Below are 26,093 nucleotides of genomic sequence, written 5' to 3'. Positions count from 1 at the left end.
TGCAGCCCTTGAGCTATGCCTTCAGCCATTCCTGAAGTTCGGCCTCGGCGCGCTCCAATGCACTGTAGTTCAGAAGTTTGCGCAGAAAAGCCACGGTGACGGCACGGGCGCGCAGGTTGAAGCGGCTGTCGGCGTGATCGTCGGTGGTGGCCTGATAGACGTCCAATTTGTCGTAGAGGTGCTGCAGCCGGTTCTGCACGCTTCGCAGCGAGAGGCTGCGGCGCCGCGCAATCGCGCGATCGGTCAGGCCCAGCGCTATATCGACGAGGATTTCGTATTCGGAATCGGTGAAGCTGTTGGCGTGGCCGATGCTTTTCTGCTGCAAGCCCCGCACCTCCCTGTCGATCACGCATTGGCTTTCCACGAAGATCGAGCGAAGCGCCAGTTTCAGCCGCTCGTCCGAAGCGGACTTCAACACGTAGCCATAGGCCGCTCCATCCGGAACGATCCGCGAGACGCCGCGCACATAGGCCTCGTCGGAATAATTCGACCAGAAGAGAATGCGCGTGTCGGGACGCTCCTTCCATATCGTACGCGCCGCCTCGATCCCGTTGCGGTGCGTCATCTGCAGGTCCATGACGATATGCGCGGATTTATGATGGCGCGCGAGCTGCTCTCCGGCGACGCCGTTCTCCGCCTCGATGACGGTCTCGCATTCAGGAAGTGCCGAGCAGACGGCCTCGTGCAAGTAAGAGCGGTGGAGGGGGTCGTCCTCCACAATTAATACCTTCATTGCCGATCCTCCTGGCCCATTGCTGCAATTTCCGCATCCCGCTCGAGCGGCAACGAGACGGTGACCGTCGTTCCGCGGTTATTGCGTCCGGGGCCGATCACGAACTTCGCCGAGATCAGCCGCGCGCGCGTCTTCATGTTGTCAATGCCGCCGCCGACGCGACCGCGAGATCGCGCAAGGCCGCGCCCGTCGTCCGTTATCTCCAACGCAAGCTGCTTCGCTTCGGCCCGAAGCCGAACGGTGATTGCGAGCGGCTGGGCGTGACGGACCGCATTGTTGATCGCTTCCTGGGCGATCCGGAAGAGCGCAACGCTGACGGTCGGTTCGAGTGTGTCGAGGGCGCCTGCGGTCTCGTCGACGATCGCCCATTCAACCGGCGTGTTGCTATCGCGAACCGACCGGTCGAGATGGTTCTCGATAGCCTGCGCGAGGCCGAAAAGCTGGAGAACAGATGGTTTCGCCTGCTCGATGATCTGCCTGAGATCCTGCATGCAGTGTTGCAGCCCGCGCGACACCGGCTCCAGCGCTTCACTGGTCAGTTCCCCGGAACGCGCAAGCCGATCGACGCGGCGCGCAAGCCGGGTAAGATCCGCTAGCGTCTGGTCATGGAGGTCCATTCCGATTCGCTGACGCTCCTGCTCCAGCGCCTCCGTCAACTTCAGCGCCCCTTGCCGCAGGCCTTCCTCGCGTGCCCGCGCTTCCGCCTCGACTATGGCCGACTGCTGCGCCTGTTCGGCGGCACGCAGCGCGAAGAAATAGGGTGCCAGGAGATCGGCAATGATGCGTGCCCGGTCGACGTGCTCCATGCCATAGACGCCCGGACTCTGCGACGAACAACTGAGCGCTGCGATGATCGCGCCCTGAACCTTCAGCGGCACGTGCAGCCGGCTGCGCAGGGACTGTTCGATGATCGGCCGTTTGAAGGCGCCCTCAAAGTGAAACCGCGCATCGTTGATCGCATCGTCCGTCAGCAGATAATCTACTTCCCCCCAGAGAAGGCTGCGTATCGGACTGTTGACGACCGGCGCCGAGGCGGCGTTTCCCCAAGCGGTGTCCATGCCGGTTTCGTACGCCGTGTGATAGTTGCCGTCCACGATCAAAATGCACACGTCCAGATGGTCGTGCGGAATGATGTGCGCAATCTCGGCCGCGACGGCCCGGATCGCTGAACGAAAATCGAGCTGACCGGCTAACAGCCGCGAAATACCGAGATAGTGATCGACCAGTGCTGCCGGCGCCATGTGCGGCATATCCGCAGTCCTCCCGCAATCGCCCATGCTCCTCCGGGAGGCGATCGCCTGTCTCCAATTAAGCCCGCCGCAGGGCTTCGCGTCCTGCGTAAACCCGCATCCTCTCGTGCAAAACCCGCAAACGTCTTGCTTTATGCCGCCTGTACAGCCGCCCCGTTCTCCCTCATCCTGTGAGGTACTGAGAGGAGGAAGCTCAATGCGTCTTTCTTCCAACACTCGTTGGTTCGAAGCAGAACATGCAGCAATTCAAAGTGCTACAGGGACTTTCGCGTGTCCGAAAGGCGCAGGGGCGCTGTAGTGCAAGGATTATTTTCCGCCGTGCGCAAACCGCGCCCTAAATAAAGCGATTCGCTCTAAGACGGATCGGAGGGAGGAGACATGACAATTCGTAAGATGCTTCTGGCGTCTGTCGCCGTCGCATGTGCCGCAATGCCAGTCTCGGCACTTGCCGACACATCCGGCAAGAAGATCGCCCTTTCCAACAACTATGCCGGCAACTCCTGGCGGCAGGCCATGTTGACAAGCTGGGAAAAGGTGACGGGCGAGGCGGTCAAGGCCGGTGTCGTCGCCGCCGCGGACGCCTTCACCACAGCCGAGAACCAGGCAACCGAGCAGGCAGCCCAGATTCAGAACATGATTCTGCAGGGCTATGACGCCATCGTTCTCAATGCCGCTTCTCCGACAGCCCTGAACGGTGCTGTAAAAGAGGCGTGCGATGCGGGGATTACGGTCGTCTCGTTCGACGGCATCGTCACCGAGCCATGCGCCTGGCGCATCGCCGTCGATTTCAAGGAGATGGGCCGCAGCCAGGTCGAATATCTTTCGAAGAAGCTGCCTCAGGGTGGAAACCTGCTGGAGATCCGCGGCCTTGCCGGCGTCTTTGTCGATGACGAAATCTCGGCCGGCATCCACGAGGGCGTCAAGCAGTTCCCGCAGTTCAAGATTGCCGGATCGGTCCATGGCGACTGGGCGCAGGACGTTGCCCAGAAGGCCGTCGCCGGCATTCTGCCGAGCCTGCCGGAAATAGCCGGCGTCGTCACGCAGGGCGGCGACGGGTACGGTGCGGCACAGGCAATCGCGGCAGCAAAGCGGCCAATGCCTATCATCGTCATGGGAAACCGCGAAGATGAGCTGAAATGGTGGCAGCAGCAGAAGGAAGCCAATGGCTATGAGACGATGTCGGTCTCCATTGCCCCCGGCGTGTCGACGCTGGCCTTCTGGGTCGCCCAGCAGATACTGGACGGCAAGGAAGTGAAAAAAGATCTGGTGGTGCCGTTCCTCCGCATCGATCAGGACAATCTCGAGCAGAACCTCGCCAATACCCAGGCCGGCGGTGTCGCGAACGTTGAATATGCGCAGGAAGACGCGATCAAGGTCATCGAAGCGGCCAAGTAAACCTTCCCTGCCTGCCGCGCGGTTCGTGGTCCGCGCGGCAAAGTTCCCCTGGAGCACGGCGGCATCAATGACAGGTGACACGCTGACAGCAATCGTCGAGGTTGCAGACGCCAAGGTCAGTTTTGGAGCGGTCAAGGCGCTCGACGGCGTGACGCTCGCGATCATGCCCGGCGAATGCGTGGGCGTCGTCGGCCATAATGGCGCTGGCAAATCGACGATCGTCAGCGTCATTAACGGCGGGTTGACCCCGCATCAGGGTAATATTTCAAGCGACGGCGAACGCCTAGCGCGCTACGGCATCGGCGTCGCCCGGGCGCGCGGCGTGCGCTGCGTCTTCCAGGAACTGTCGCTTTGCCCCAATCTCACCGTCATCGAAAACACCCGCATCCTGCACCGCCACCTCGGTGGTTTCGGCTGGCGGAAGCGGGCGCGGAAGGTCATAGAGCGAAGCCTCGACCTGGTCTTTCCCGGACATGGAATCGAAAGCGACAGAAGCGTCGGCGAACTTTCGATCGCCGAGCGCCAGATGGTCGAAATCGCCATGGCCTTCTCCGATGCGGGCGTGGCGCCGCGGCTCGTCATCCTTGACGAGCCCACCTCGTCTCTCGATGCCGGTCTTGCGGAGCAGATGCTTGGCTATGTCCGCCGCTTCGTCGACGCAGGCGGATCCGTCATATTCATTTCGCACATCCTCAACGAGATCCTAACGACTGCGAGCCGGATCGTGGTCATGAAGGATGGACGCATCGTCGCCGACCGACGTTCGATCGATTGGACCGAGCACAGCCTGGTCGAATCCATGGGCAGCGTCGCGAAAGGAGAGGCAAATCGCCGGGCAGTGCGGGATCTTGCGGGTGCCCCGGTCGTCGTGGAGCAGATCGGTCCCGGTCTGCCCTTTCGTGCGAAGCGCGGCGAGGTCGTCGGGCTTGCCGGGCTTGCCGGCCACGGTCAGACGCGGATGCTGATGAAACTTCATGCGGCCGAAACCAGCGACTGGCTGGCGCGCCGCGAGGCCACCGTTGCCTTCGTGGCCGGCGACCGACGCCTCAACGGCGTCTTTGAACTCTGGAGCATTTTGAAGAATTTTTCGATCGGTTCGCTCGGCGACCTCACAAATCGAGGGGTGGTGGACGTGGCGGCCGAGATGGAGCGGGCCACTGACTGGAAGCGCCGTATCGACATCAGGACGCAGGACCTCGCCAATCGTATTCTCTCGCTTTCGGGCGGCAACCAGCAAAAGGTGCTCTTCGCGCGGGCGCTCTCTACCCGAGCCCCGGTGGTGCTGATGGACGATCCGATGCGCGGCGTGGACGTCGGTACGAAGCAGGAAGTCTATGAAATCATCCGCCAGCAGGCCGCAAGCGGCCGTACCTTCGTCTGGTATTCGACCGAGATGGAGGAGGTCTGCCTCTGCGATCGCGTCTACGTCTTCCGCGATGGGGCTATCGTCGCGGAACTCGAAGGCGATGCGGTTACCGAAGGGAATATCCTCGCTGTCTCCTTCCGCGGGGCAGCGGCATGAGGCTGACTTATTCCGCCGAGGCGGTCCGACTGGCGGTTCCCGCCCTTTCTTTGACCGTGCTGCTCGCCGCCGTGTTCTGGCTGCAGCCTCGGGCGATGAGCTATGTCGGGCTGAACCTGCTCTTCAATCTTGCCGTCCCGATCGCGCTCGCCACCATTGCCCAGATGCTGATCATGGCAGTCAACGACCTTGATCTTTCGATGGGCACATTCGTCAGCTTCGTCGCATGCGTGGCGGCGACATTTCTGCGCGATACACCGCTTCTCGGCACGCTCATTCTTGCCGGTGTGGTCGGTGTCTACGCGGCCATTGGAATTGTCATCCACCTTCGTAACCTGCCGTCGATCGTCGTCTCGCTCGGAATGAGCTTCGTCTGGGCCGGCCTCGCCGTTCTCCTGCTGCCGGCACCCGGCGGTCAGCCACCGGATTGGGTGCGCGCGCTGATGACGGCCAAGCCGCCTTTCGCTCCGATGGCGATCATCGCCAGCATCGTCATCGCGCTCGTGGCCCACCTTCTCGTCATGCGCTCCTCGCTCGGGGTGCTGATCCGCGGCGTAGGCGGCAATGAGCGTTCGGTCGAGCGAGCCGGATGGTCCGTGCTTGCCGCGCGGGCAGCGGCCTATGGGCTGGCCGGCGTTTTCGCAGTTCTAGCCGGCATCGCGCTCGTGGGGCTGACGACTTCGGCCGACGCAAACATTGCGCTTCGATACACGCTGCTGTCGATCGCCGGCGTGATCCTGGGCGGCGGCGAGTTCATTGGAGGGCGCGTTTCTCCGATCGGCGCAGTGATCGGCGCTCTGACCCTGACGCTCGCGGGCTCTTTTCTGTCCTTCCTGCGCATTTCGCCTGACTGGCAGATAGGCGCGCAGGGCGCGATCCTCATCATCGTGCTGGCGCTGCGTCTGCTCCTCGCTCGCATTGAGAAACGGGAGAAGGCTCGATGAGGATGCTTGGGCGGATTTCGCGAAAGCCATGGATGTGGTCTTGGACCGCAGCCTTCGTCGTCTGGTTCGCCACCATCATGGTGACCGGCGGCGCAAGCACATTTGATCTTTCCCAGGCGGCGCTCACCTTCGCTGCCTTCTCCATCATCGTCGGCATCGGCCAGATGTTCGTCATTACGCTGGGTCCGGGCAATATCGACCTTTCGGTTCCCTCCACCATGACGCTCGCGGGAACGCTGGCACTCAAACTCATGGAGGTGGACAATGCGATGATCGTGCCCGGCCTCGTCATTGCGATGATCACCGGCGTCGGTGTGGGTGTAGTGAACTATGCTCTGATCAAGGCGCTGCGCATCCCGCCTATCATCGCGACGCTGTCCGTGAGCTTCATCGTCCAATCTGCGGCTATCTGGACCAATCGTGGCTTGCGCATCAAACCGCCGAGCTTCCTTGCGGATTTCACGACGGCAAATACGCTCGGGGTTCCAAACGTCGCGATCATCGCGCTCGTCATCTCAGTCTTTGCCTGGTTCCTGCTCGAAAAGACGATCTACGGGCGGTGGATCTCCGCGGTCGGGCAGAGCATGCCCGCGGCGAAGATGGCAGGCATTCCCGTGGACGGTACCCGCTTCGTCACCTATATCTTCTGCGCCGTACTCGCCTCTCTCGCCGGCTATCTGCTCGCCTGCTTCTCCGGCGGTGCGGCGCTCAACATGGGGTCGGAATATCTGCTGATGTCGATCGCGGTTGTCGTACTCGGCGGCACGGCGGTCGCCGGCGGCGATTCGAACGTGCCGGGCATATGGGGCGCCTCGCTTTTCATGTTCCTGGTCGTCTCCATGCTCAACACCTACGGGCTCGGAGCCGGCATCCGCCTGATCATGACCGGGCTCATCATCATCAGCGTCATCATGCTCGCAGGCGGCCGCGCGCGCTGAACCGAAAGAAGAAGCTGCGGTTCCCCGCCGACAACTGTTAACTTTTATAAGGCAATCCGAATGGCCCAGAACACCACCTATGAAATTCACGACCCGCGCTTTCGCCACATGATCGTCGGAAATGCCCGCCTCGAAGAGCTCCATACCGGCTGCCGGTGGGCGGAAGGACCGGTCTGGTTCAGTGATGCCAATCAGCTCGTATGGAGCGACATTCCAAATGAGAGGATGCTGCGCTGGAGCCCGGAGGGCGGCGTTTCCGTCTTCCGCCAGCCTTCGAATTTCGCCAACGGTCACACGCGCGACCGGCAGGGGCGCCTGGTTTCCTGCGAGCACGGGACACGGCGGGTGAGCCGCACCGAGATCGACGGTTCGATTACGGTGCTTGCGCAGGCCTACAATGGAAAAAGGCTCAACTCACCCAACGATGTCGTGGTCCGCTCCGATGGCACGATCTGGTTCACCGATCCGACCTACGGCATAGTTTCGGACTATGAAGGGTATCGGTCTGAGCCGGAGCAAGCTACGCGCAACGTCTATCGCCTCGATCCGCAAACCGGCGAGCTCGACGCCGTGGTCACTGATTTCAACCAGCCGAACGGCCTCGCCTTCTCCCCCGACGAGACGATTCTCTATGTGGCGGATTCCGGCGCAAGCCATGACGATCGCCTGCCGCGGCATATCCGGGCCTTCGATTTCATCGGCGGCACGCTTTCAAACAGCCGTGTCTTCGCGACGATCGACAACGGCATACCGGACGGGATCCGGATCGACACAGCCGGGAATCTCTGGTCAAGCGCCGGCGACGGCGTTCACTGCTTTGCGCCGGACGGCAAGCTCCTCGGCAAGATCCTCGTGCCGCAGACGGTTGCAAACCTCACCTTCGGCGGCCCGCGCCGCAACCGCCTCTTCATCACCGCGACGACATCGCTCTATTCGATCTATGTGACCGTCACCGGTGCACAGGTGCCGTAGGGATGAATGCTGCCTCACTCCATTCCGTTACCAAACATCCCCGCGAGTATCAGATTCAGTGGCGCGATCGGTTGATTACGGCGCGGGTACGGGCGGGGCTCGACGCGCGGAGTTTCCGCGTTCGTCTGGCTTGCGGCGACGAGGATTCCTTTGGAGCCGCAATCATCCATAGAATTTGGCACAGCTGAATTTCATCGTGCGAATACTTCGTGATTTTGATGATGACGGGCCAGGCAAAGCACTCCCATGGAGCTCCCGAGGACCTTCAATGCCGCGGATGACAAGTGTTGAGCCGGTGCTAGCATTGGCCGCGATCTTCACCCTCCGGCATTTCTGAGACCTGTTCTTCGGACCCACGGTCCCGGACCGGTGAATTCGCTTCGAGCATCCGACAGCGGCCTGCTATCCTTAACGATTGCCATCAGCGAGAGTTTTCGGTTCTTGCCGGAGCGAGCGCTCGTCGAACACCCCGCGACGGTGTCCAGATCAGGCCTTGGCGGAGCGGCGTGGTGACAACCGTAGATTTCGTCCAGAATAGAGGCGGCGATAAAAAAGTAAAATCAACGAATTATTGAGGATCCTCGGCAGTTAACTTAGGAAATACAATCGTGCAAAACTGACCTCATTTGTTATACTCCCCAAGGGGGTGCGCCATGCTGCTCGATCGAGAGGGTCCACTCAAGGCTTTGCTGGCCTCAGCGCGGAGTGCTGCGCTCGGTCACGGCAGCACAGTGGTGGTGGAAGGCGAAGCCGGGATCGGCAAGACCACCCTTCTTCGCGAGTTCGCGGAGCATTCGGACCACGGCTGCCGAGTATTATGGGGTTGGTGCGAGGCGCTTATCACGCCGTGTCCCCTCGGACCTTTGCAAGATATGGGGCAACTGCTTGATGCGCGTGTGGCAGCACTACTCAATCAGGCGGCTTCGCCGGAGCGACTCTTTCCGGCAGTGTTGAATGCGCTCCAGCACGCGAGTGATCCAGTCATACTCATCTTCGAGGATGTGCAATGGGCTGACAATGCGACGCTCGACCTTATAAAATACCTCGGTCGCCGCATCTCCTTGCTTCCGACAGTGCTGGTACTCAGTTTTCGAAGCGATGAAATCGGCGCCGATCATCCCCTCACGCGTGTGTTGGGCGACCTTCCGTCCGCGTCGGTTAGCCGCCTAACGCTTCAGCCGCTCTCTCCCGAAGCAGTGGCCGCATTGACTGAGCAGGCGGGACGTTGCGCCGACGATCTCTATCAAGTCACCGCGGGCAATCCCTTCTTCGTCACCGAACTTCTGGCAAGCAAGACCGGGCCAGGGCGCATACCTCACTCCGTACGCGATGCGGTCTGGGCGCGCCTGTCTCGGCTGACAGCAGGCGAACGGAAAGCGCTTGAGGTGATCAGCATTGTTCCGGGCGGCGTAGAACCGTGGCTGGTTCGGGCTCTGCTTGGAGTCGAGGCCGACATACTTCTGGACCAATGCCTGACGCGCGGATTATTGCGGCGAGACGATCAGGGCGCCGTTATGTTTCGACATGAACTTGCGCGACAGGCGACGGTCGATCGATTGCCTCCAAGCCTTCAGAAGTCGCTGCATTCAAAAGTCGAGGCGGCGATGTCGCAACACGTAACCACACAAGCGCCTGCACTGCTTGCGCGCCGAGTACACCACGCCGCTGGGGCCGGCGATGGCGAACGCGTTCTCGAACTCGCGCCGCAAGCCGCAGCACATGCGGCGCGCCTGGGCGCTCACCGGGAGGCGGCCTCACATCTAGCCACGGCCCTCAGATACGTTGCGCAAGCCGCACCGGAACAGGCCGCACAGCTTTATGAAGATTGGGCCTATGAGGCAGGACTGGCACTACTCGTCTACGAACCGGTGATCGAGGCGCACCATCGCGTTATCGCGATTTGGCGAGAACTCGGACGCACCGAAAAGATCGGCCCTAATCTGTGCAGGCTTTCGCGGCTGCACTGGCGCCGCGGCGAGGGCGAGGCGGCAGAGGACTGCGCAGCCCAGGCGGTGTGTGAAATGGAAAAACTGCCGCCCGGGCCGGAACTGGCAATGGCCTACAGCACACGCTCCCAACTTCGTATGCTTCACTATCGCTTCGACGAAGCGATCGAATGGGGCTTGCGTGCACTCGCACTGGCCGACCAACTCGGAGAGATCGAAACGCGCATTCACGCTTTGAACAATGTCGGCACCGCGCTCCTTTTTGCCGGCCGCCCAGGGGGCCGCGAGCGGCTGGAAGAAACCCTAGCGTTGGCGCTCGCGCATGGTTTCCACGACCATGCGGTCCGAGCGTATACCAACTTCGCGGAGTGCGCGGTAGTGTCCAAGGAGTTCGGGCTGGCTGAGCGCCTGCTGGCGGAAGGTATCGCCTTCGCCACCAGGCACGATCTCGACACGGCGGCGCATTACCTGCTTGGCCGGCAGGCTGAACTTCGGATGGAGCAGGGCCGCTTTCGCGAAGCTGAGACCATCGCGCAAGGTGTCATGAACCTGGAGCGCCTGCCTATGGTCATGCACCTGCCGGCGCTAACGGTACTCGGAAGAGTGCACATGCGACTGGGTGAGCCCGGCGGTATGGCGCTTCTTCATAACGCCCTCCAAGAGGGATTGGCGACAGGCGAACTCCAACGTATCGTGCCAGTTCGAAGCGCTTTGACCGAAGCGGCCTGGCTTCACGAGGATTATGGTGCTTGCCAGGAACAGTTAACCGCTCTTGCTGCAATCGATCTCAATTGTTTCCGAGCTTGGGACTTCGGGGAACTGGCGGTCTGGTGGCGGCGATGCGGAATGGCCATGCCGTTGCCGATCCCGAACGCGCAGATACCTCTACCGCATGCCGCTGAACTTCACGGCCATCCGTTGGCGGCGGCAAAGGAATGGGATCGGCTCGGCCTTCCCTATGACGCGGCGCTTGCCCTGATGCAGGTTCGCGGAGTCGATGCCGGGCCGGCACTAGCTCGTGCAGTCACAATATTCGAGTCGTTGGAGGCGCGTCCCGCTGCGGCGCTGGCCCGAACGCAGGCGCAGCGCTTGGGAGTTGCGGGTCAGTTGCCGAAAGCCCGGAGGGGGCCGTATGGGGCCGCCCGACGTCACCCTCTCGGTTTGACGCGACACGAACAACAGGTGCTCGCCCTGATCGCGGCGGGCATGAGCAACAAGGAAGCCGCCCAGCTATTGTCGCGCTCTCCGCGCACAATCGAACATCAGGTTTCCGCCGTGCTCAGCAAATTCAGCGCCGCCAGCCGTATGGAGGTCCTCCTGCGCTTACGCGGCGAGCCATGGCTCCTGGCGACCGATAGCACATAGCTACCGAAAGTTAAGCCAGTCGCCGAAGTTTAGGGGTACAGCCCCGGAAAACTGGGCGGCGGCACCGATGCGCCGGAATAACTTCGCCCATATCCTGAGCTCGCAAACATGACTGCTCAGGCAGTCGATGGCTTGCTGAGGAGGGATAGCGATGACTAGACGTTCTACCGTATTTGCAACGACCTTGCTCGCCATGTCAGGTGGTGCTTCGGCGTCAGAACTGGCGCCGGGCAACGGTCACAGCATTCACCTTGGTCACTTCAATGGCACCATATATTACTCGGTCGAGAAGGATGGCTACAGGGTGGTTGCGACATTGGCATCTGGAGCAGAAGCGCAGCCGATTCGCTTCGTGTCCACGCTCGTCGCGGGGGAGCGGCTGACCATCTCAGTGCCTCAAGCCGCGGGCGAGCCGTCCGTCGACTTCGAGATCATACGCAATGGCACGGTTCTTCTCGTTCAAGAGCCCTTCGTTCCTTTGATCGACGCCGTTGCGACCAGCGCCATAGCCGAGGAGTAACGATCCCTTCGACACCGGGAATCCTCCAGCGGTGCAGATATGTCGGCTGCGCCAGCGCTTCGAGGCAGCGAGATGCGCGCATTGCAGCACTTCATTCTATTCGCCGTAATCGCTTATGGCTCCGCTGCCGGCTCCGAGAGTTCGCAGGAGTTTGGATCCGCCCACAAGTTCTACAGGGTCGCCGACGGCAAGGCCGATGCTCGGACCTATAATGGTTACCGGCGCTATCATGCCGGCTGCAATCATTGCCACGGCCCCGATGGAGTCGGCTCGGCCTTCGCGTCCTCGCTCGTCGCCCGACCGATCAACATCGACACATTCAGGCGTGTCGTTCTCAGGGGCCAGAGCAGCGGCGGGAACTCTGTCATGAAAGGGTTCGCTGGCGATCCCAATTTCGCTCCCTACATCGACGACATCTACGCTTATCTGCAGGCCCGCGCCGACGGCGCTCTCGGCCGTGGACGGCCTGAACGATTGAAGCCGTAGAGCCGCGTCGACCGTTGATCCGCCCTGCCTTTCCGCGCAAATTAACCTCGTACCGTTGCGTGCCCGAGATCAGCCGGCGATCTGCTGCGGTCTTCGTCTTGCCGTCTGCCATTCAAGGTCTCCTTCTATTGCCTGACGAATAACCCAGACGCGAAGCGCAGGCTCCGCCTCATGTCACTGCGACCGCCACGCTTCTTAAGACGTTGGTTTTCGACGCGACGCCTGCCGACGTTGAGTAATTTTTTTTTAGCGCAATCCTAAGCAAACTAAACTTTACTTATCCTCACTCCTGCCGCCATCTTTCTCCGATAGCAACGAGGCCGGGGAACCGGCCGGCAGGAGATCGCCCGGATGAACTATCCCTTTTCGCCGCCGCCCCGTCTGCTGATGGGTCCCGGTCCGTCCAATGTCTCGCCGGAAGTCCTCGCGGCCCAGGCACGCCCGACGATCGGCCATCTCGATCCCGGGTTCGTCAGGCTGATGGACCTCATCAAGGGCCAACTGCGCGCCGCTTTTCGAACGAACAACCGCGTAACCTTTCCCCTTTCCGCCCCCGCTTCTCTTGCCATGGAGATGGCACTGGTGACGCTGCTCGAGCCCGGGGACACCGCGATTATCGCCCAAAACGGCGTGTTCGGCGGACGCATGGCCGAGATCGCCCGACGAGCCGGCGCGACGGTGCAGCTGGTTTGCGCCGAATGGGGCAAGCCTGTCGATCCCGAAGCCGTCCGTGCATCGATGCTGGAGGCGCCGCAGGCCAAACTCCTCGCTTTCGTGCACGCGGAGACCTCGACCGGGGTGCGATCGGATGCGGCCGCGCTCTGCGCTCTGGCGCGCGAGGCGGGGATGCTGTCGGTCGTGGATACAGTGACCGGTCTCGGCGGAATTCCGGTACTGGTCGACGATTGGCATGCCGATGCTGTCTATGCCGCCACGCAGAAATGTCTGTCGGCACCGCCCGGTCTCGCGCCTATTACCTTTTCCGATCGCGCAGTCGCAGCGGTGATGGCGCGCACGTCGCCAATCCAGAGCTGGTTCCTCGATCTTGGGCTGATGCTCGGCTACTGGGAGGGTGAGGGTGCTCGATCTTATCACCATACGGCTCCGGTAAATGCCCTTTATGGCCTGCACGAAAGCCTCTCGCGCCTGCTCGAGGAAGGGCTGGAAACGTCTTGGGCGCGCCACCGCGCCGCTCATGAGCAGTTGGCCGATCGCTTGCAGGGGCTCGGCGTCGCTTTCGTCGTCGACAAAGCCCACCGGCTGCCGCAGCTGAACACGGTGTGGGTCCCGGAGGGTGTGGAAGATGCGCCCGCTCGCAGACGCCTGCTTGACGAATTCGGGATCGAGATCGGTGGAGGACTTGGGCCGCTCGCGGGCCGCATCTGGCGCATCGGGCTGATGGGTGAGACGTGCCGGATGGAGAATGTGGAGCGGCTGGCCGACGCGATCGCGGCGATTTTGCCTTAGGGAATGACGACGGATGCCCGGCCGCAGAAGCCGACATTTTTTGGCGGCTCTGCAGACTGCTGCGATCACGATGGTTCTAGGTCGACTCGACCTGTACGCGTGGTGACCTAGCGGCTAGACACACGGATCGCGCCGGCATCGCCCAAACTGCGCTGAACGGCGTCAATCCGGCCGGATGCGATATCCGCCGAGACCTCGATCTCGCCTTCAAGCGGTGCATCACGACGAGCGCCCTGTTCATGAGAGGCGTCGCCGCCGGAGGGCTCCGAGCCGGCCGTGTTGCGGTCCGTCGCCGACTGAATGAAGATGTCGGGCCTTGAGATACCGTGCTGTTGAACCAGGTGTTCGACCGCAAGATCGGCTGCTTCTCGGGTTCTGAAGGTGGCTCGGATGGTAGTGGTGCTGTCGTCCGCCATTTGGCTTTCTCCTGATCGTTGGTGTGTACGGGAGGAGAACGCCTCTGCCGCCCGCTGGTTTCGCGACACGGAGTCCGGCGGTATGAAACGGCTGATGTCGCGCCGAAGCGGCCGGCGGCTGTGCAGGCGCGTTTGTGAAATGGCTTGCGTCGCATGGGCCTGCTTCCCCACGGCGACCAGGCGCTCAGCCGTCCAGCCAACGCACCTCATCCTGACTAAGAGCGATATGAATGGCCGAGAGGCTGTCTTCCAGTTCCGCCACCGTCCGCGGTCCGATGAGCGGTATGACAGGGAAGGGTTGTGCGATGACATAGGCGAGCGCGATGTGGATCGGGCTGCAGCCGCGCTTTTTGGCGAGTTCGATTGCGCGGTCCCGGCGCCTGAAGTTCAGATCGGAATACCAGACGCGGACGAGTTCCTCATCCTCATGCCTGTCCCGCCCTGCCCGCTCCGTGAAAAAGCGTCTCCCCTGGCTCGACCAGGCGAAGTTCGGAATCTGGCGCGTCGTCATCCAGTCTTTCCAGCTGTCGTCCGATGCCGCAACGCAACCGGGCCAGATCGGATCGAGCATCTGCGCCAGCGAGAAGTTGTTTGAAAGAGCGGCTGGCGACGTCTTGCCGTTTCTCTCGGCATAGGCGATCGCCTCGTCCATGCGCTCCCGCGTCCAATTGGATCCGCCGAAAATACCGCGGATACGTCCGCGCCGGACCTCGTCATCCATCGCGTCGACGAATTCGCCGACGGGAACATCCGCATTGTCGCGGTGCATGAAGTAGACGTCGACATAATCTGTCTTCAGCCGCTCCAGCGACTGATCCAATTGTTTCGCAATCACATCCGGATAGCAGAGCGGCGAATGGGCGCCCTTGCCTATGAGGACGATATCGTCCCGTCTGACCTCTCGGCTGGTGTGCCAGTCGCCGAAAATCTTTTCGGTCTTGCCCGCACCGTAGACGAATGCGGTGTCGAACAGATTCCCGCCGGCCTCGTAGAAGGCATCGAGTGTCAGCGAGGCGGCTGCGAAACTCGGGAAGAATTCGAAGCCGAGCGCGACCGTGGAGGCTCGTTTGACGAGCCCGGGAATGTACCGTCTGGGCACGCCGTCCCCGGCGACGACCTTCTCGCCGGCGATATTGACCGTCCGTCTGGCGGCCGTCTCGATTTCGTATTCGAGGCCGACCGATGCGCGCCAGCGGTCGAGAACCCGCAGATTGGCGAACGTTTCTTCCGCATTCATGCCGGGGAAGGCGAACTCGGTGCGGCCGGCGCGGATCGCCTCGCCCACCGCATCGACCTCGAATGCGTAGAGATGGCGCTTTTCCTCGATCTCGATTGCCTGCCGGCGATCACCCCTGATGATTTCAATGCGGCCCACCCCGCCCCGCCTGCCGGAGGCAAACCAGAAGTCCTTCACCTCGATGCGGCCTTCCGAACCGATGATGTGCAGCACGTTGTCCTGCTCTGCCAAGATCGAGCAGGACACCTCGGCGACGATGTCGTTCGGAAACTTGAGAACAGCCGATGCCCATTCGTCGACGCCGGACGGTCCCAGACGGGCAGCGCCAGAGACTTTCACCGGCTCGAGGAATGGCTTCTTCCCGGCAGCGCCCGCGAGCATGCACACCATCGAGACCGGATAGCCGCCGACATCGAGAATGCCGCCGCCAGCGAGATCATTGGCAAACAGGCGATGCTCCGGGCGATAAGCGCCCATGTTGAAGCCGAAACTCGAGCGGATGATCCGCACCTCGCCGATTGTCCCCTCCCGCACCAGGTCGACCAGACGACCGGTCTGCGGGTGGAACCTGTACATATAGGCTTCTCCGGCGAAAACGCCGGCCTTCTGCGCCTCGTGAAAGATCGATCTCGCATCATAAGCCGAAAGCGCCATCGGTTTTTCGACCAGCACGTGCTTTCCGGCGCGTGTCGCCTTGATCGCCCATTCCGCATGGCTCGGATGTGGCGTGGCCACGTAAATGGCATCGACCTCCGGATCTGCGAGAAGCCTGTCGTAACCCTTTACGATCCGCACCCCCGGAAATGCATCGCCAAGCCCGGGCTTATCCGTGTTGCGCGTCGCGACGGCGACGAGGCGCCCTGTTGCCGAATGGGCGATCCCTTCGGCAAAGGTCCGCGCGATGGTGCCGGGGCCGATGATACCCCAACGGATCTGTTGTACTGAGCTCATGCTGCATCCTCTTCGGGCAGTCCTGGGGTGGGTCACGCGGACAGAAAGACCGGACGCGTCCTCGACCGCGGAAAATTTGTTTGGACACTTAGGATCGGTCTTCGGCACCTCGCTTTTCAGATTGTGGTCCTTAAGCGAACATGGGCAGACTATCGCCGGGCGAAAATCTGTCTCGTACAAAGGGAATGTGAAGTTGTCGGAAAGTAAGATTGTCGAGCGGGCGATCTACAGGCCCAGTCCGAGCAGCATAGAGGGAACGCCGACACGTCTGCACTTCTTCCACGCCCATCCGGCGATCATGCTGGGCCCACATTGGCATGCACAAGTCGAAGTCAACTACGTGATGCGCGGCTCTATGCATTACCGTATGGCCGACCATGATTTCCGGCTTCACGCAGGACAGATGTGCCTCTTCTGGGGCGGCCAGCCGCACAGGATGGACGAGTCCTCAGACGATTCCATTTATGCAGGCGGCCATCTGCCGCTCGTCCACTTCTTCCGCATGCGGCTGCCCCTGGCAATCTCGGCAATGCTCATGGGCGGAGCTACGATGCTGACGTCCGAGACGGATGCTGCCGACGACCAGAATTTTCCGCGCTGGCGGAATTGGGCTCACTCCGGAGACGAGGTGAAAGCTCAACATGCTGTTGAAGAACTGCTGCTGCGCCTCGAACGAATGTTCATGGAGCCCTACACGATCGTGTCGTCCGGTAAGGAATTGAGAACCGGGAGCGCCTCGGCTTCGCCCTCGCCCGGCGTCGTGCGCATGTGCGATTTCATTGCCGCCAATTTCCTCGACGAGATCGACGCGGGCGACATAGCCGCCGCAGCCGGCTTGCATCCCAAATACGCGATGAACCTTTTCCGCAAGTCGACGGGCATGACGCTGATCGGATACCTGACCCTGCTGCGCCTCTCGCGGGCGCAAGCCATGCTGATGAATGGCAAGGAGAGCATTCTACAGGTTGCCATGGATAGCGGCTTCGGATCGGTGAGCGCCTTCAACAAGGCTTTCCGGCAGATTGCCGGCATGCCGCCGTCGGACTTCCGCCGAGACATTCGCGCCACGGCGCGGTGAGCGACTGCACAGGATCGTTCCCGCTTGCGCATAGCCAAATTTCGCTCACTGGCGTCGGCTAAGCTGCGCTTGAATCGGAGGAGTTTTGCTTCGCTACTGCGCTGTCGCCGGATAGGGAGACGCATTCACTTGTGCTGCGATTGGTGTTTCCACTGGTATCGCCCGGCTCAGATGGGTTCGCGGAGGGATCTACACCGGATTCTTTCTTTCTCAGTTCCTTTTCCGCCTCCTCCCAATGGCGCTCGTGGTCACCATATTTGCGACCCTCTCGCTCCCAGATTTCGTAGGCGCGCTCGCGGATCCGGTCTTCTCTAATCTGTTCGTTGCCATTTGCCATCGAGTGCACTCCCTTATGCAACCTTTGCACTTCCTCGAATACTTCTGGAGATTGCCGATGAACTTGGTTGGAAGAGCAAGCTCAGCAAATACTCGTTGGCACACCAAAAGTTCAATTAGCCACCGTGGATGACTTGTATGCATGCGGAAATTGCAATTCGATCGGAAGACCTTGAATCGCGTAGCGCGACAGCGACAGCCCGCATGATTGTCTGTGCTTGCCGGCTCTGCCCAATTGACACTCCAGCTTGGCTGCTAGTGCCGACCGGGAGTCTACACCTGATAGGAACAGCTTGGTCACGAGCAACGCCGCCGTGTTGAACAAGCTCTGGTCCTCGACAAGGACGCTGACATCATAGCCGGCATCATCCAAGACGGACCGGATCATTTCAAAATCGGAAGGTGAGATCTTGTATTCGATGGAAGACATTACATCCTCCTTTCCTTGGGGCCAGGGCTAGCCCTCAACAGGAGCGCCCGTAACTTTTGCTGCCGAAGGCCAGCACACTGCGCCGTGGTCATGCAAATAGCAACCACCTACGCTCATCCGTAAAGACGTCTATGGACCAGCGGATCAAAGTGCCTGAGGTAAAAAGTTGGCCGCCGCCGACATTGAACGTCTGAGCCGCTCAATGTGCCGTGCTAGAGAAGCTCATTTCGATCCTTTATCGCCTTTGCCCGCCGCCCTTTGCCGTCTTTGTCATTGGCGCGGATCCCATGAGCTTCGACGGGCGCCCGGTTTTTAATTGCGCCGCCTTCATTGTCCCATTTTTCAAGCGCATCCTTCATCCGCGCCGCGGACATCGGTTCTGGGGTGTCTACCTCGAAACCCGCTGAAGTTGCTTCGCTGCTGATGGCGTCCATGAGTTCGGTATCCGAGATATCCAGGTCAGGAAAGACGCGCCGCACCGCGCCAAGGGCTTCAGCGGTCGCAAATGGCCGGGCTTCCTTCTGACAGGCGCTTAGAAACGCGCTGATCGCCGCGCGCATCTCCGGCGACAGTTTGCGGGAGCGCTTTCGCATGATCACCTCCCAGTGCATGAAGTCTTTGGAACAAAACGCTGCATGCGTCTCGATGTTCCTGGATCCTCGCGAGTAATATCGCCGTCTCCGCCTTGGCGATCTTCACACAGATTGAACAATTACGTGGATTCGACGTCCGGAAGGACCGACGCCTTGTTTAAAGCCCAATTGAGGCACATAGATAAACTCGTTGATCTGGCTGGGGTATCGCTTCGCCGCCTCGAAGGACCTGCCATTCACCACGATTACGATGCGAGGTCTTGCGCAGCGGGCGTAAAGAGTTGCTTCGTTTCGACCATAACATCGCATACGGAGCGCTGGACTGGCCGGGTAGCCTATCTGCACCCACGCCTTCAGCGTCGTGCGAAACAGAGGCACGCTGAGATGACGCTCTTGTTTCCGAATTCGAGCCGCAGCTTCGATGAAAAAAGAAACGCCGTCCGTTTCCTTGGCCATGAGGGCATGTTCGAGGTGCGGTTCTTCGTCGAGGCTGAGGCGCTCGTGATTGCCGATGCCGAATTGGGCAGATCGAAAATCTCTGAATCGAAGCTTCTTTCTGCCTTCGACGCGTTGCGCCAGTCCGTCTATGATGTCGCACGGAAGGCCTATTCGGGTGGCCGTCGCGATTCCTATACGCTAACCGCCGCGCATTTCCGTTAGATCACGCTGTTTTTTGGTCGGAACGACCCAAAACATGGTGATCCGTCTGTCGGCCAGACCGCGCAGCCGATACTCGCCCCCCTGAAACGATTCCCATATGAAAGCGCCCATCAGCCTGTCAGAATGGCGAAGCCGCCTGAGGCTGTGTCATGAATAAACTCCCGACCAACTCTTCCCACAATAAGCGGATCCCCGCCTGAAGAGCTATGTCGGGATAACGCACAAGTCTCGTCTAGTGGTTCGAACATCCGTCCGGGAATGGTTGCCGCACGAGTGATCGGACGGCTATAGGATGCGTCCGAACAGGACCGAGTAGACGATTACGGCAATCGCTACAGTAAAGGCGATCATCGCGACCAAACGCGTGAAATCGTAGGTATAGAAGCGAGCCGGAATGAGGTTTCTCATAGCGACCTCCTGTTTGTAGTCTATTGAGATGCCCAAGCCCGGCATTCGCCGGGCTTCAAGATAGTGAGCGGCTACAGCTGGTGCTGATCTTGTCGAGGATGTCTGCAGGGACCTGGATATCGGCCATAATCACTGCAACGAGCTCGTCGCGTTTCGCACGATTGTCATAGCCTTTGAGCGCGGCCAGGTCTGTGCTGCTGGCAGTTGCCATTCGCCCTGCGGCACTTGAGCAGATGCCCGTGAGAGCATCCACTCGGGCTGTCTCCGAAGCCTGCGCGCTGGCCGTCGTGGTTGTGATCCATCCAGCGTTGAACCCGATGATGGGAGCAGCAAAGAGCCCCACCACAAGGCCGATACCATAGGGTTTTGATCTTTCAAGAATCTGTTCCAATGTCATGATTTTATTCCCTCTAATCGGTTGATTATCGGGATCGATGCGGGCCCGTGCTCTTACCAGGAGCCAGTTGCAATCCAGATGTTACATATTGCTCCCTAAAGATATAAATGTAAATGTATGATTATTTTGACGCTCTCGAAATATTCTCCGATGATCTCTAGGGCAAGATATAGAAAAATTAAGTCTCGTCGGCGGACACAATTCTGCATAATCCCGATTTTTTGTTCAATCTTCGCAACTTACGGCTCGTATTAAACTTAGTAAAGCCTCAATGCCGGTGTATTGATTGTTTCTCTGTGGTCGTCAGGATTTTCTGTTGCACTGGAAGAAACTCAGCACGGCAAACTCACCGCTCTGGAAGTACCCGCGCCGAGCGGCCAATTTTTTTATTTTTGAAAAGGACGAAGGTCATGTATGCCCGAACAAAACACCGAACGGTCCATTTTGATAAACCATTCTGGATATCGGGACTGTCTGAGATGGTCACTGCCGGCGACTATGTCGTCGATGAAGACGAGGAATTGATCGAAGGTCTCTCCTGGTCGGCGTATCGTCGCGTAGCAACCTTCATCACGCTCCCGGCAACAAGCGCGAACAAGCACCGCATGCGCCTGATGCCGATCGATCCAGAGGAGCTTGAAGGTCTCATAGCACTCGATCGGCGCAACGCCGAAGCGCCGTCTCAACTTTGAAGGCAATGATCCATGCGTGACCATCGTTTCCCAATCGGTCTGTCCGTGCGCCTCAAAAACAGAACCTATATCGCGCCCGAAGCGGCAGAGACCTATCGCATCACAGCCAAACTGCCGTTGACATCCAGCTGGCCCCAGTATCGCATTCGCAATGACGAACTCGGCCAGGAACGCGTCAGCGGGGAAGACAATCTGGAGCCTATTGAATGTGGCATGCCGTCCCCTCGCTGACGATAGCCGCTCGCAGTACGAGCAAGCCCGAGGAGGGTCGAAAGTTGAAGAGCAAACACGAGGAGCACGCGCTCGCCCTCAGCGTATGGGAGTCTGAAGGCGGGGCGCCTGACAGCTCTGGTCAACTCTATCAATATGGCCGCCGTTTCGAAGGAGACGGTACCTATACGATCCACCACGTCTTTACGGGAGACAAAGTAAGAATAGGCTCTTGGACAATGGAAGGGCTAAACGCCAAAAACGCTGCACGGGCACTGCGGGTTCTCAATACCTTGCAAGGAGCGTCGGATTGAGTGTTATTAAGTTTCTCGCCGCGCTTGCCCTGCCAGTCGTCCTGCTCAGCTCCGCCATCGTGCTCGCCGAATGGGCAGGTGAGACGACACCTACAACCGCCGCCACTCGCCAAGCGCCTGGTTAGAGAGCCTTCTCTGTCTAGAACAATTCTGTCCGCTCAAGTGGAGTGGAATGTTTGTTCGGCTCGCGCGTCGTAGCCAAAGCATACGTCCAAGCGCGACGAAAAGACGGGCCGCCTTCTTTAGGCAGCCCGTCGCTCTAGCCGTTGGCCGGAACGATGGCGTGACACTATAATGGAACTGTTCCCGTCCGGGCATTCGTCTCCGCCAGGGAGACCGGCTGCGCGGCCCCAGTCGAGAAGCCTTGGGAGCAGAACCACCATTCACTGGCATGGCGTGGCGCATGCCATGGATCGCGTGCCACATCATGTCGACCAACAAGGCCGGGCCGTAAAGCCAGCGCAGGACCTTGCCAAAATAAGCCGCGAAGCTTGCGTTCCCGCCATGAGAGACTTGAACCACAGGAAGAGATCAGTAACCGCCGACGATCGGGAGGATCTCGCCGGTGATATAGCTCGACATCTGCGGGGAGGCGAGAAAGACGTAGGCCGGCGCAATTTCCTCTGGCTGTGCAGCACGCTTCATCGGGGTTTGGGACCCGAACTTCTCCACATCTTCAGCCGCTTTGTCTGACGGATTGAGAGGCGTCCAGACGGGGCCCGGGGCGACGGCGTTCACGCGGATACCTTTAGGAACGAGATGTCCCGAAAGGGCGCGGGTGAAGGCGTGAATGCCCCCCTTGGTCATGGAGTAGTCGAGAAGCTCCTTCGAACCGGTAAGGCCGGTGACTGATCCAGTGTTTATGATTGCCGAGCCGTTCTTCAAATGAGGAATAGCCGCCTTTGCCATGTAGAAGTAACCATAGAGGTTCGTCTTCAGCGTCTCGTCGAAGTGCTCGTCGGTCAGGTCCTGGATATCCTGCGTGTGCACCTGGAAGGCGGCATTGTTGACGAGGATGTCGAGACGGCCAAGTTGCATAACGGTCTTTTCCACTGCCTTCCGGCAGAAGCTCGCATCCTTTACGTCGCCTCTGATCACCAGGCACTTGCGTCCTTCCTTCTCAACAGCAGCTTTTGTGTCTTCTGCGTCCTGAGCTTCGTCGAGATGAACAATTGCGACGTCCGCCCCTTCGCGAGCAAAGAGGACCGCAACCGACCGCCCGATGCCGGAGTCACCGCCTGTGATAAGTGCTACCTTGTCCTTTAGCTTGTCTGAGCCCTTGTAAAACGGGGCATCATACATTGGCGCGACAGGAAGATCAGCCTCGGAGCCTGGCTTGTCCTGATGCACCTTTGGAAACGGCGGTTCTGGGTAGCGGCGAGCGCCTGCCTGCATGGCTCCCGAGGTCTTCGGCTTCTCCCGCTTGTCAGCCTCGTCGACCTGCTTCTGGATTTCGCGCTGCTTCTGACCTGTTTCGGATTTCATAGGAACCTCCTTCGATTGAGGAGTTAAAACGTCGGCCGAGCCAAAAGGTTTGCCGGCGGTCGGCTCAATTCTATGCTCGCAGGTTCCGGGCGCTAGGATTGTCCGCGCACCTCGCGGGACTCACGACGCCAAGTCTCTGGCGAAAAGCCAGTCCACAGCTATCCCATTCCGCGCGGAAACTTAAGCAGTTGCTTGACTTTTTCGGGCGCATGGCATCACTTAAGCGTATGATTGAGTATTCTAAACAATTGGACATGGCTTTTCATGCGCTCTCGGATGCGACGCGTCGGGGGATTCTCGATCGCCTTTCACGAGGGCCTGCTTCGGTAAGCGAACTCGCTAAGCCTTACGAATCTTCGTTCGCAGCAATCCTTCAGCACGTGCAAGTCCTCGAGGCGAGCGGGCTCATAGTGACGGAAAAACGCGGCCGCACTCGCGAGTGCCGCATATCCCACGACACCGTGCAGCGCATCGAGCATTGGCTAAGCGAGCGCCGCCACCTCTGGGAGAGCAGGTTCGACCGACTAGGAATACTGCTCGAAAACGGCGGTCCAGTAGACGCTGGGTTGCCGCATGCGGCGACAAAGGGAGATAATTGATGACGGAAGCGCAGCTTTTCCACGGCACGTTCACACTGAAGCGCATTTGGGCGGCCCCGCCCCACCGGGTGTTCGACGCATGGTCCGATCCGCAGCTCAAGGCCCAGTGGTTCACCGGACCGCCAGAGCGGTGGACATTGCTTCGCCGGTCGATGGACTTCCGCGTGGGCGGGCAAGAGGTCTTGGAAGGGCGCTTCCACGAAAGCGGCACGGTGACGCTTTTCGAGGCCCGCTACCATGCGATCGAACCGGCCCGGCGGCTCGTCTATACCTACGACCTGCATCACTCCGGACGCTTCCATTCGGTCACCTTGTCGAGTCTGCAACTCGAATCGGAAGCGGGCGGAACCGGCGTCTCCTATACCGAGCAAATCGTTTTCCTGAACGGGAAGGACGGCACTTCCGACCGCCACCATGGTACGGAAATCCAATTCGACATGATCGAAGCGAACCTCAGATCCTGCGGAGCAAAACAATGACCCTGGAGCTCTACGGGCATCCGTTTGCCTCATTCGTCTGGAAGCCGCTGATTGCGCTCTACGAGCGCGGTATTCCTTTTACATTCAAGATGATCGATCCCGATCATCCGGAAAATCAGGTGCGCATCGCTGCACTCTCTCCCACTGGGCAATTTCCCGCGCTGATCGACGGGGATAAGGAGATCACGCAGAGCAACGCCGTGATTGAATATCTCGACCTGTTTCACGGACACGGGATGCCGATGATACCGGACGACCCACGCCAAGCGCTGGAGGCACGAATGATGGCGGACGTGTTCGACGATTACGTCCATGTGCAGATGCAACGGATTGTCGGGGATGCCTTGCGCAGTAAAGAGGAGCGGGATCCGCGCGGCGTTACCGATGCGCATGCGCTGATGGATCGCAGCTACGCCTGGCTGGAGCTACGCCTGCAGGGGAAGCAATGGGCTGCTTGTGGCCGGTTCACGATTGCCGACTGCGCTGCTGCCCCGGCGCTTTTCTATGGCGACTGGGTCCATCCAATGGCGGAGCGTTTTCCCGTTCTCGCTGCATACAGACAGCGGCTTCTGACCCGACCTTCGGTTGCACGGGTCGTCGACGAGGCGCGTCCTTATCGTCGCTTTTTTCCGTTGGGAGCACCCGACAGAGACTAGCTCGTCCGATCGCGGATCACGCTGGAAGGTCTGGCATTCCCGGAACGCATCTGCCTCTTGCGTTCACTTTTGAGAACGGCGTGCCCGCTGTTCCATATCCTCGACAGAAAATCAGATATCGCCATCATGTGGCGGCAAGAGGATCTGCCCGCGAAGTTGGACTTCCATGCGATCGGCTGGGTGCCGTTGAAGCTGGTCTGCGGCAAGAGCCATCCGCTCGCAAATTCAGTGGGCGACTGGGAACATCTCAACGGCACCAACAGGTCATGTTCGCGGTGCGTACAGAAGGTATGAAGAGGCACCGGCTTCGCGTGGCAGCCGAAGTCTGGTGGTTCGCGAATCATGGGCATTCTGCAGATTCTAAAGCGGGACGATGGCGCGCACCCGGTGGCGCTGGAGCTGGTCTGGCACAAAAACGCCCACAGGACCGGCGGCGACCCGGTTGCGGAAACGCTTCGCAACGACGAAGATCGATATAGTCGCGGAATGACTATGTCCCGGCGATTGGAATAGCGATGAGATGTTCGCTTCAACAATCTCGTTCGCCACACTTTTAGCCGGCAAAGCTTTGAAGGTTGGCATTCACGGTGCCGTTCGGTGGCCGGCCATGCGCAGCAAAGCGTCGCAAAACGCACGTGCAGCGGGGCCGAGATGCTCGTCGCTCCTGTGCATCAGGTAGGCGTTCGCCATTGTTTCGCCTTTCGGACCGAATTCCGCGGCCGGAACCCGTACCACCCGGCCTTCTGCCAGATCGCGCTCCACCAGCCAGAGCGGCAGGTTTCCCCAGCCGATTCCGGCGAGGATGAGCGCATGCTTGGTCACGTTGTCACCTACCCGCCATGTTCCAGGAGACAGAACGTTGAAATCACGACCTTGCGTAAGAGGAGATGGATCCTCCGCAACGACCTGCACATGATCCGCCAAATCCGTCGCTGTGACCGGACCTCCCGCTGCGGCAAGGATACCGAGGGGGTGACTGGCGGCGACGACTGCGGCGCGTTGAACAAGGGCGAGCGCCCGCCGCTCTATATGCGGATCGGGAAGATCGATTCCACTGATGGCCAATGCGCAGCGACGCTCCCGTAATGCATGAACAGCTACTCCGAGCGATGCCGTGAGTACCCTAATGGCGACGGAAGGATAGGCCCGGTGCATCTCCTTCAGTGCAGCACAGGCGAGAACCGGCGGAAATTGCGGATCGAGCGCAATCGTAAGCCCGAGTTCGACTCCCTCCCCAAGCCCGCGAGCCCGCGCCCGCATTGTGTCTGTCTTGAGAAGGATGGCGCGCGCGTCGCTTAGTAAAGACCGGCCCGCCGGCGTTAGGACCGGCCGGTGCCCGGAGCGGTCGAAGAGGCTCACCCCGAGCTCCGCCTCCAGATTGGCAACCGCATGGCTGACCGCAGATTGAACTCGGGAGAGGCGCGAAGCGGCCGCGCGGAAGCTCCCAGCTTCCGCGATGGCGACGAAGATGCGCATCTGATCGAGCGTAAGGGCATCCAACATGATCTATTCCATAGATCGACTCGGTCAATGACAATTACAATGATCACTCGCGCATGTCATCTATCGGCTGACAGAAGAAACTGATGCTGACCGGCACGGCGGCAACCTTGT

The 26,093-nt window shown here is 60.1% G+C and carries 28 protein-coding genes and 1 pseudogene; 18 read left to right on the top strand and 11 right to left on the bottom strand.

The genetic code is table 11. The features are described 5' to 3' along the window. Positions 1–13 precede the first annotated feature (13 nt). Entirely contained in the window at positions 14–733 is a 720-nt protein-coding gene (locus FB009_RS07120; protein ID WP_011970204.1) for a response regulator transcription factor, read from the bottom strand. Next, the gene (locus FB009_RS07115) at positions 730–1,983 is read right to left on the bottom strand and encodes a sensor histidine kinase (RefSeq protein ID WP_011970203.1); all 1,254 of its coding nucleotides are present in this window, start codon (positions 1,981–1,983) and stop codon (positions 730–732) included. The genes FB009_RS07120 and FB009_RS07115 overlap by 4 nt, the downstream gene beginning before the upstream one ends. A gap of 378 nt (positions 1,984–2,361) precedes the next feature. On the opposite strand from FB009_RS07115, the gene FB009_RS07110 reads away from it, so the two are divergent. The 9 genes from FB009_RS07110 (at position 2,362) to FB009_RS07060 (ending at position 13,538) form a co-directional block, all read left to right on the top strand. Continuing rightward, the gene (locus FB009_RS07110) at positions 2,362–3,378 is read left to right on the top strand and encodes an ABC transporter substrate-binding protein (RefSeq protein WP_018010935.1); all 1,017 of its coding nucleotides are present in this window, start codon (positions 2,362–2,364) and stop codon (positions 3,376–3,378) included. A gap of 67 nt (positions 3,379–3,445) precedes the next feature. Then, on the top strand, positions 3,446–4,900 hold the full coding sequence (locus tag FB009_RS07105) for an ATP-binding cassette domain-containing protein (RefSeq protein WP_020493299.1): 1,455 nt from the start codon (positions 3,446–3,448) through the stop codon (positions 4,898–4,900). After that, the gene (locus FB009_RS07100) at positions 4,897–5,844 is read left to right on the top strand and encodes an ABC transporter permease (RefSeq protein ID WP_127580466.1); all 948 of its coding nucleotides are present in this window, start codon (positions 4,897–4,899) and stop codon (positions 5,842–5,844) included. Before FB009_RS07105 ends, FB009_RS07100 begins: the two co-directional genes overlap by 4 nt. Then, complete coding sequence (locus tag FB009_RS07095) at positions 5,841–6,782, top strand: ABC transporter permease (protein WP_011970199.1); 942 nt, start codon at positions 5,841–5,843, stop codon at positions 6,780–6,782. Before FB009_RS07100 ends, FB009_RS07095 begins: the two co-directional genes overlap by 4 nt. A gap of 60 nt (positions 6,783–6,842) precedes the next feature. Next, positions 6,843–7,754 carry an SMP-30/gluconolactonase/LRE family protein gene (locus FB009_RS07090; protein WP_011970198.1) on the top strand — a complete coding sequence of 304 codons (912 nt, stop codon included), beginning with the start codon at positions 6,843–6,845 and terminating at the stop codon, positions 7,752–7,754. Between the two features lie 653 nt (positions 7,755–8,407). Continuing rightward, a complete protein-coding gene (locus FB009_RS07085) occupies positions 8,408–11,065 on the top strand; it encodes an ATP-binding protein (protein ID WP_101778051.1) in 2,658 nt (885 codons plus the stop codon). Between the two features lie 151 nt (positions 11,066–11,216). Further along, positions 11,217–11,585, top strand: coding sequence for a hypothetical protein (locus FB009_RS07075; protein ID WP_011970197.1), 369 nt, complete (start codon positions 11,217–11,219; stop codon positions 11,583–11,585). Between the two features lie 39 nt (positions 11,586–11,624). Further along, positions 11,625–12,071, top strand: a complete 447-nt coding sequence (locus FB009_RS07070) for a c-type cytochrome (protein ID WP_162303445.1) — start codon at positions 11,625–11,627, stop codon at positions 12,069–12,071. A 351-nt stretch (positions 12,072–12,422) separates the two neighbouring features. Next, entirely contained in the window at positions 12,423–13,538 is a 1,116-nt protein-coding gene (locus FB009_RS07060) for a pyridoxal-phosphate-dependent aminotransferase family protein (protein WP_011970195.1), read from the top strand. A gap of 107 nt (positions 13,539–13,645) precedes the next feature. Here the strand turns inward: FB009_RS07060 and FB009_RS07055 are convergent, their stop codons facing one another. Together FB009_RS07055 and FB009_RS07050 are read right to left on the bottom strand one after the other, a co-directional pair. Continuing rightward, complete coding sequence (locus FB009_RS07055) at positions 13,646–13,954, bottom strand: hypothetical protein (RefSeq protein ID WP_011970194.1); 309 nt, start codon at positions 13,952–13,954, stop codon at positions 13,646–13,648. Positions 13,955–14,138: 184 nt separating this feature from the next. After that, positions 14,139–16,142, bottom strand: a complete 2,004-nt coding sequence (locus FB009_RS07050) for an aldo/keto reductase (protein WP_101806959.1) — start codon at positions 16,140–16,142, stop codon at positions 14,139–14,141. Positions 16,143–16,329: 187 nt separating this feature from the next. Between FB009_RS07050 and FB009_RS07045 the strand changes: the two genes are divergently transcribed. Continuing rightward, on the top strand, positions 16,330–17,220 hold the full coding sequence (locus FB009_RS07045; protein WP_102045144.1) for a helix-turn-helix domain-containing protein: 891 nt from the start codon (positions 16,330–16,332) through the stop codon (positions 17,218–17,220). 58 nt (positions 17,221–17,278) lie between these two features. Here FB009_RS07045 and FB009_RS07040 read toward each other — a convergent pair whose 3' ends face one another. The 3 genes from FB009_RS07040 to FB009_RS07030 all read right to left on the bottom strand — a co-directional run bounded on the left by FB009_RS07040 (position 17,279) and on the right by FB009_RS07030 (position 18,597). Next, positions 17,279–17,557: a DUF2934 domain-containing protein gene (locus tag FB009_RS07040; RefSeq protein WP_153316323.1), complete on the bottom strand. Its 279-nt coding sequence runs from the start codon at positions 17,555–17,557 to the stop codon at positions 17,279–17,281. A gap of 111 nt (positions 17,558–17,668) precedes the next feature. After that, positions 17,669–17,986 (bottom strand): hypothetical protein, encoded by a 318-nt coding sequence (locus FB009_RS07035; protein WP_011970190.1) that lies wholly within the window; start codon positions 17,984–17,986, stop codon positions 17,669–17,671. 212 nt (positions 17,987–18,198) lie between these two features. Next, complete coding sequence (locus tag FB009_RS07030) at positions 18,199–18,597, bottom strand: hypothetical protein (RefSeq protein ID WP_145161494.1); 399 nt, start codon at positions 18,595–18,597, stop codon at positions 18,199–18,201. 366 nt (positions 18,598–18,963) lie between these two features. Between FB009_RS07030 and FB009_RS07020 the strand changes: the two genes are divergently transcribed. Then, positions 18,964–19,239: a DUF1488 family protein gene (locus FB009_RS07020; protein WP_011970187.1), complete on the top strand. Its 276-nt coding sequence runs from the start codon at positions 18,964–18,966 to the stop codon at positions 19,237–19,239. Positions 19,240–19,524: 285 nt separating this feature from the next. Here the strand turns inward: FB009_RS07020 and FB009_RS33650 are convergent, their stop codons facing one another. Next, positions 19,525–19,647, bottom strand: a complete 123-nt coding sequence (locus FB009_RS33650; RefSeq protein WP_024311777.1) for a hypothetical protein — start codon at positions 19,645–19,647, stop codon at positions 19,525–19,527. Positions 19,648–19,702: 55 nt separating this feature from the next. After that, positions 19,703–20,044 (bottom strand): hypothetical protein, encoded by a 342-nt coding sequence (locus tag FB009_RS07010; RefSeq protein WP_024311776.1) that lies wholly within the window; start codon positions 20,042–20,044, stop codon positions 19,703–19,705. A 410-nt stretch (positions 20,045–20,454) separates the two neighbouring features. Here FB009_RS07010 and FB009_RS07005 point away from each other — a divergent pair, with 410 nt between their 5' ends. From FB009_RS07005 to FB009_RS33645, 3 genes are all read left to right on the top strand, one after another. Next, the gene (locus tag FB009_RS07005; protein ID WP_011970184.1) at positions 20,455–20,736 is read left to right on the top strand and encodes a hypothetical protein; all 282 of its coding nucleotides are present in this window, start codon (positions 20,455–20,457) and stop codon (positions 20,734–20,736) included. Positions 20,737–20,748: 12 nt separating this feature from the next. Next, positions 20,749–20,967, top strand: a complete 219-nt coding sequence (locus FB009_RS07000; RefSeq protein WP_011970183.1) for a hypothetical protein — start codon at positions 20,749–20,751, stop codon at positions 20,965–20,967. A 289-nt stretch (positions 20,968–21,256) separates the two neighbouring features. Continuing rightward, positions 21,257–21,385 carry a hypothetical protein gene (locus FB009_RS33645; protein WP_011970181.1) on the top strand — a complete coding sequence of 43 codons (129 nt, stop codon included), beginning with the start codon at positions 21,257–21,259 and terminating at the stop codon, positions 21,383–21,385. Between the two features lie 406 nt (positions 21,386–21,791). Here FB009_RS33645 and FB009_RS06985 read toward each other — a convergent pair whose 3' ends face one another. Beyond that, entirely contained in the window at positions 21,792–22,745 is a 954-nt protein-coding gene (locus FB009_RS06985) for an SDR family oxidoreductase (protein ID WP_011970180.1), read from the bottom strand. A gap of 227 nt (positions 22,746–22,972) precedes the next feature. Between FB009_RS06985 and FB009_RS06980 the strand changes: the two genes are divergently transcribed. The 4 genes and pseudogenes from FB009_RS06980 to FB009_RS33885 form a co-directional block, all read left to right on the top strand. Then, positions 22,973–23,344, top strand: coding sequence for an ArsR/SmtB family transcription factor (locus FB009_RS06980; protein ID WP_024311774.1), 372 nt, complete (start codon positions 22,973–22,975; stop codon positions 23,342–23,344). After that, positions 23,344–23,823 carry an SRPBCC family protein gene (locus tag FB009_RS06975; RefSeq protein WP_018210355.1) on the top strand — a complete coding sequence of 160 codons (480 nt, stop codon included), beginning with the start codon at positions 23,344–23,346 and terminating at the stop codon, positions 23,821–23,823. Before FB009_RS06980 ends, FB009_RS06975 begins: the two co-directional genes overlap by 1 nt. Continuing rightward, entirely contained in the window at positions 23,820–24,479 is a 660-nt protein-coding gene (locus FB009_RS06970) for a glutathione S-transferase family protein (RefSeq protein WP_011970177.1), read from the top strand. The genes FB009_RS06975 and FB009_RS06970 overlap by 4 nt, the downstream gene beginning before the upstream one ends. Before the next feature lie 369 nt (positions 24,480–24,848). Next, a pseudogene (locus FB009_RS33885) lies at positions 24,849–24,969 on the top strand (LysR family transcriptional regulator); the annotation flags it as partial. A gap of 92 nt (positions 24,970–25,061) precedes the next feature. On the opposite strand, the gene FB009_RS06960 reads toward FB009_RS33885, so the two are convergent. After that, a complete protein-coding gene (locus tag FB009_RS06960) occupies positions 25,062–25,982 on the bottom strand; it encodes a LysR family transcriptional regulator (protein WP_127574661.1) in 921 nt (306 codons plus the stop codon). Positions 25,983–26,093: the final 111 nt, after the last annotated feature.

The organism is Sinorhizobium medicae, from assembly GCF_007827695.1.
Taxonomy (GTDB): Bacteria; Pseudomonadota; Alphaproteobacteria; order Rhizobiales; family Rhizobiaceae; genus Sinorhizobium; species Sinorhizobium medicae.
This window is presented reverse-complemented; position numbering and strand designations above follow the sequence as displayed.

Excerpts from the sequence above, each read along its gene's own strand:
- FB009_RS07085 (WP_101778051.1), top strand. The coding sequence starts at position 8,408 with ATGCTGCTCGATCGAGAGGGTCCACTCAAGGCTTTGCTGGCCTCAGCG.
- FB009_RS07090 (WP_011970198.1), top strand. The coding sequence starts at position 6,843 with ATGGCCCAGAACACCACCTATGAAATTCACGACCCGCGCTTTCGCCAC.
- FB009_RS07110 (WP_018010935.1), top strand. The coding sequence starts at position 2,362 with ATGACAATTCGTAAGATGCTTCTGGCGTCTGTCGCCGTCGCATGTGCC.
- FB009_RS07095 (WP_011970199.1), top strand. The coding sequence starts at position 5,841 with ATGAGGATGCTTGGGCGGATTTCGCGAAAGCCATGGATGTGGTCTTGG.
- FB009_RS07105 (WP_020493299.1), top strand. The coding sequence starts at position 3,446 with ATGACAGGTGACACGCTGACAGCAATCGTCGAGGTTGCAGACGCCAAG.
- FB009_RS07005 (WP_011970184.1), top strand. The coding sequence starts at position 20,455 with ATGTATGCCCGAACAAAACACCGAACGGTCCATTTTGATAAACCATTC.
- FB009_RS07115 (WP_011970203.1), bottom strand. The coding sequence starts at position 1,983 with ATGCCGCACATGGCGCCGGCAGCACTGGTCGATCACTATCTCGGTATT.
- FB009_RS33650 (WP_024311777.1), bottom strand. The coding sequence starts at position 19,647 with ATGAGAAACCTCATTCCGGCTCGCTTCTATACCTACGATTTCACGCGT.
- FB009_RS06985 (WP_011970180.1), bottom strand. The coding sequence starts at position 22,745 with ATGAAATCCGAAACAGGTCAGAAGCAGCGCGAAATCCAGAAGCAGGTC.
- FB009_RS07055 (WP_011970194.1), bottom strand. The coding sequence starts at position 13,954 with ATGGCGGACGACAGCACCACTACCATCCGAGCCACCTTCAGAACCCGA.
- FB009_RS07035 (WP_011970190.1), bottom strand. The coding sequence starts at position 17,986 with ATGTCTTCCATCGAATACAAGATCTCACCTTCCGATTTTGAAATGATC.
- FB009_RS07000 (WP_011970183.1), top strand. The coding sequence starts at position 20,749 with ATGCGTGACCATCGTTTCCCAATCGGTCTGTCCGTGCGCCTCAAAAAC.
- FB009_RS06975 (WP_018210355.1), top strand. The coding sequence starts at position 23,344 with ATGACGGAAGCGCAGCTTTTCCACGGCACGTTCACACTGAAGCGCATT.
- FB009_RS07100 (WP_127580466.1), top strand. The coding sequence starts at position 4,897 with ATGAGGCTGACTTATTCCGCCGAGGCGGTCCGACTGGCGGTTCCCGCC.
- FB009_RS06970 (WP_011970177.1), top strand. The coding sequence starts at position 23,820 with ATGACCCTGGAGCTCTACGGGCATCCGTTTGCCTCATTCGTCTGGAAG.
- FB009_RS07040 (WP_153316323.1), bottom strand. The coding sequence starts at position 17,557 with ATGGCAAATGGCAACGAACAGATTAGAGAAGACCGGATCCGCGAGCGC.
- FB009_RS07030 (WP_145161494.1), bottom strand. The coding sequence starts at position 18,597 with ATGCACTGGGAGGTGATCATGCGAAAGCGCTCCCGCAAACTGTCGCCG.
- FB009_RS06960 (WP_127574661.1), bottom strand. The coding sequence starts at position 25,982 with ATGTTGGATGCCCTTACGCTCGATCAGATGCGCATCTTCGTCGCCATC.
- FB009_RS07020 (WP_011970187.1), top strand. The coding sequence starts at position 18,964 with ATGACGCTCTTGTTTCCGAATTCGAGCCGCAGCTTCGATGAAAAAAGA.
- FB009_RS07010 (WP_024311776.1), bottom strand. The coding sequence starts at position 20,044 with ATGACATTGGAACAGATTCTTGAAAGATCAAAACCCTATGGTATCGGC.
- FB009_RS07070 (WP_162303445.1), top strand. The coding sequence starts at position 11,625 with ATGTCGGCTGCGCCAGCGCTTCGAGGCAGCGAGATGCGCGCATTGCAG.
- FB009_RS07120 (WP_011970204.1), bottom strand. The coding sequence starts at position 733 with ATGAAGGTATTAATTGTGGAGGACGACCCCCTCCACCGCTCTTACTTG.
- FB009_RS07050 (WP_101806959.1), bottom strand. The coding sequence starts at position 16,142 with ATGAGCTCAGTACAACAGATCCGTTGGGGTATCATCGGCCCCGGCACC.
- FB009_RS07075 (WP_011970197.1), top strand. The coding sequence starts at position 11,217 with ATGACTAGACGTTCTACCGTATTTGCAACGACCTTGCTCGCCATGTCA.
- FB009_RS06980 (WP_024311774.1), top strand. The coding sequence starts at position 22,973 with ATGATTGAGTATTCTAAACAATTGGACATGGCTTTTCATGCGCTCTCG.
- FB009_RS07060 (WP_011970195.1), top strand. The coding sequence starts at position 12,423 with ATGAACTATCCCTTTTCGCCGCCGCCCCGTCTGCTGATGGGTCCCGGT.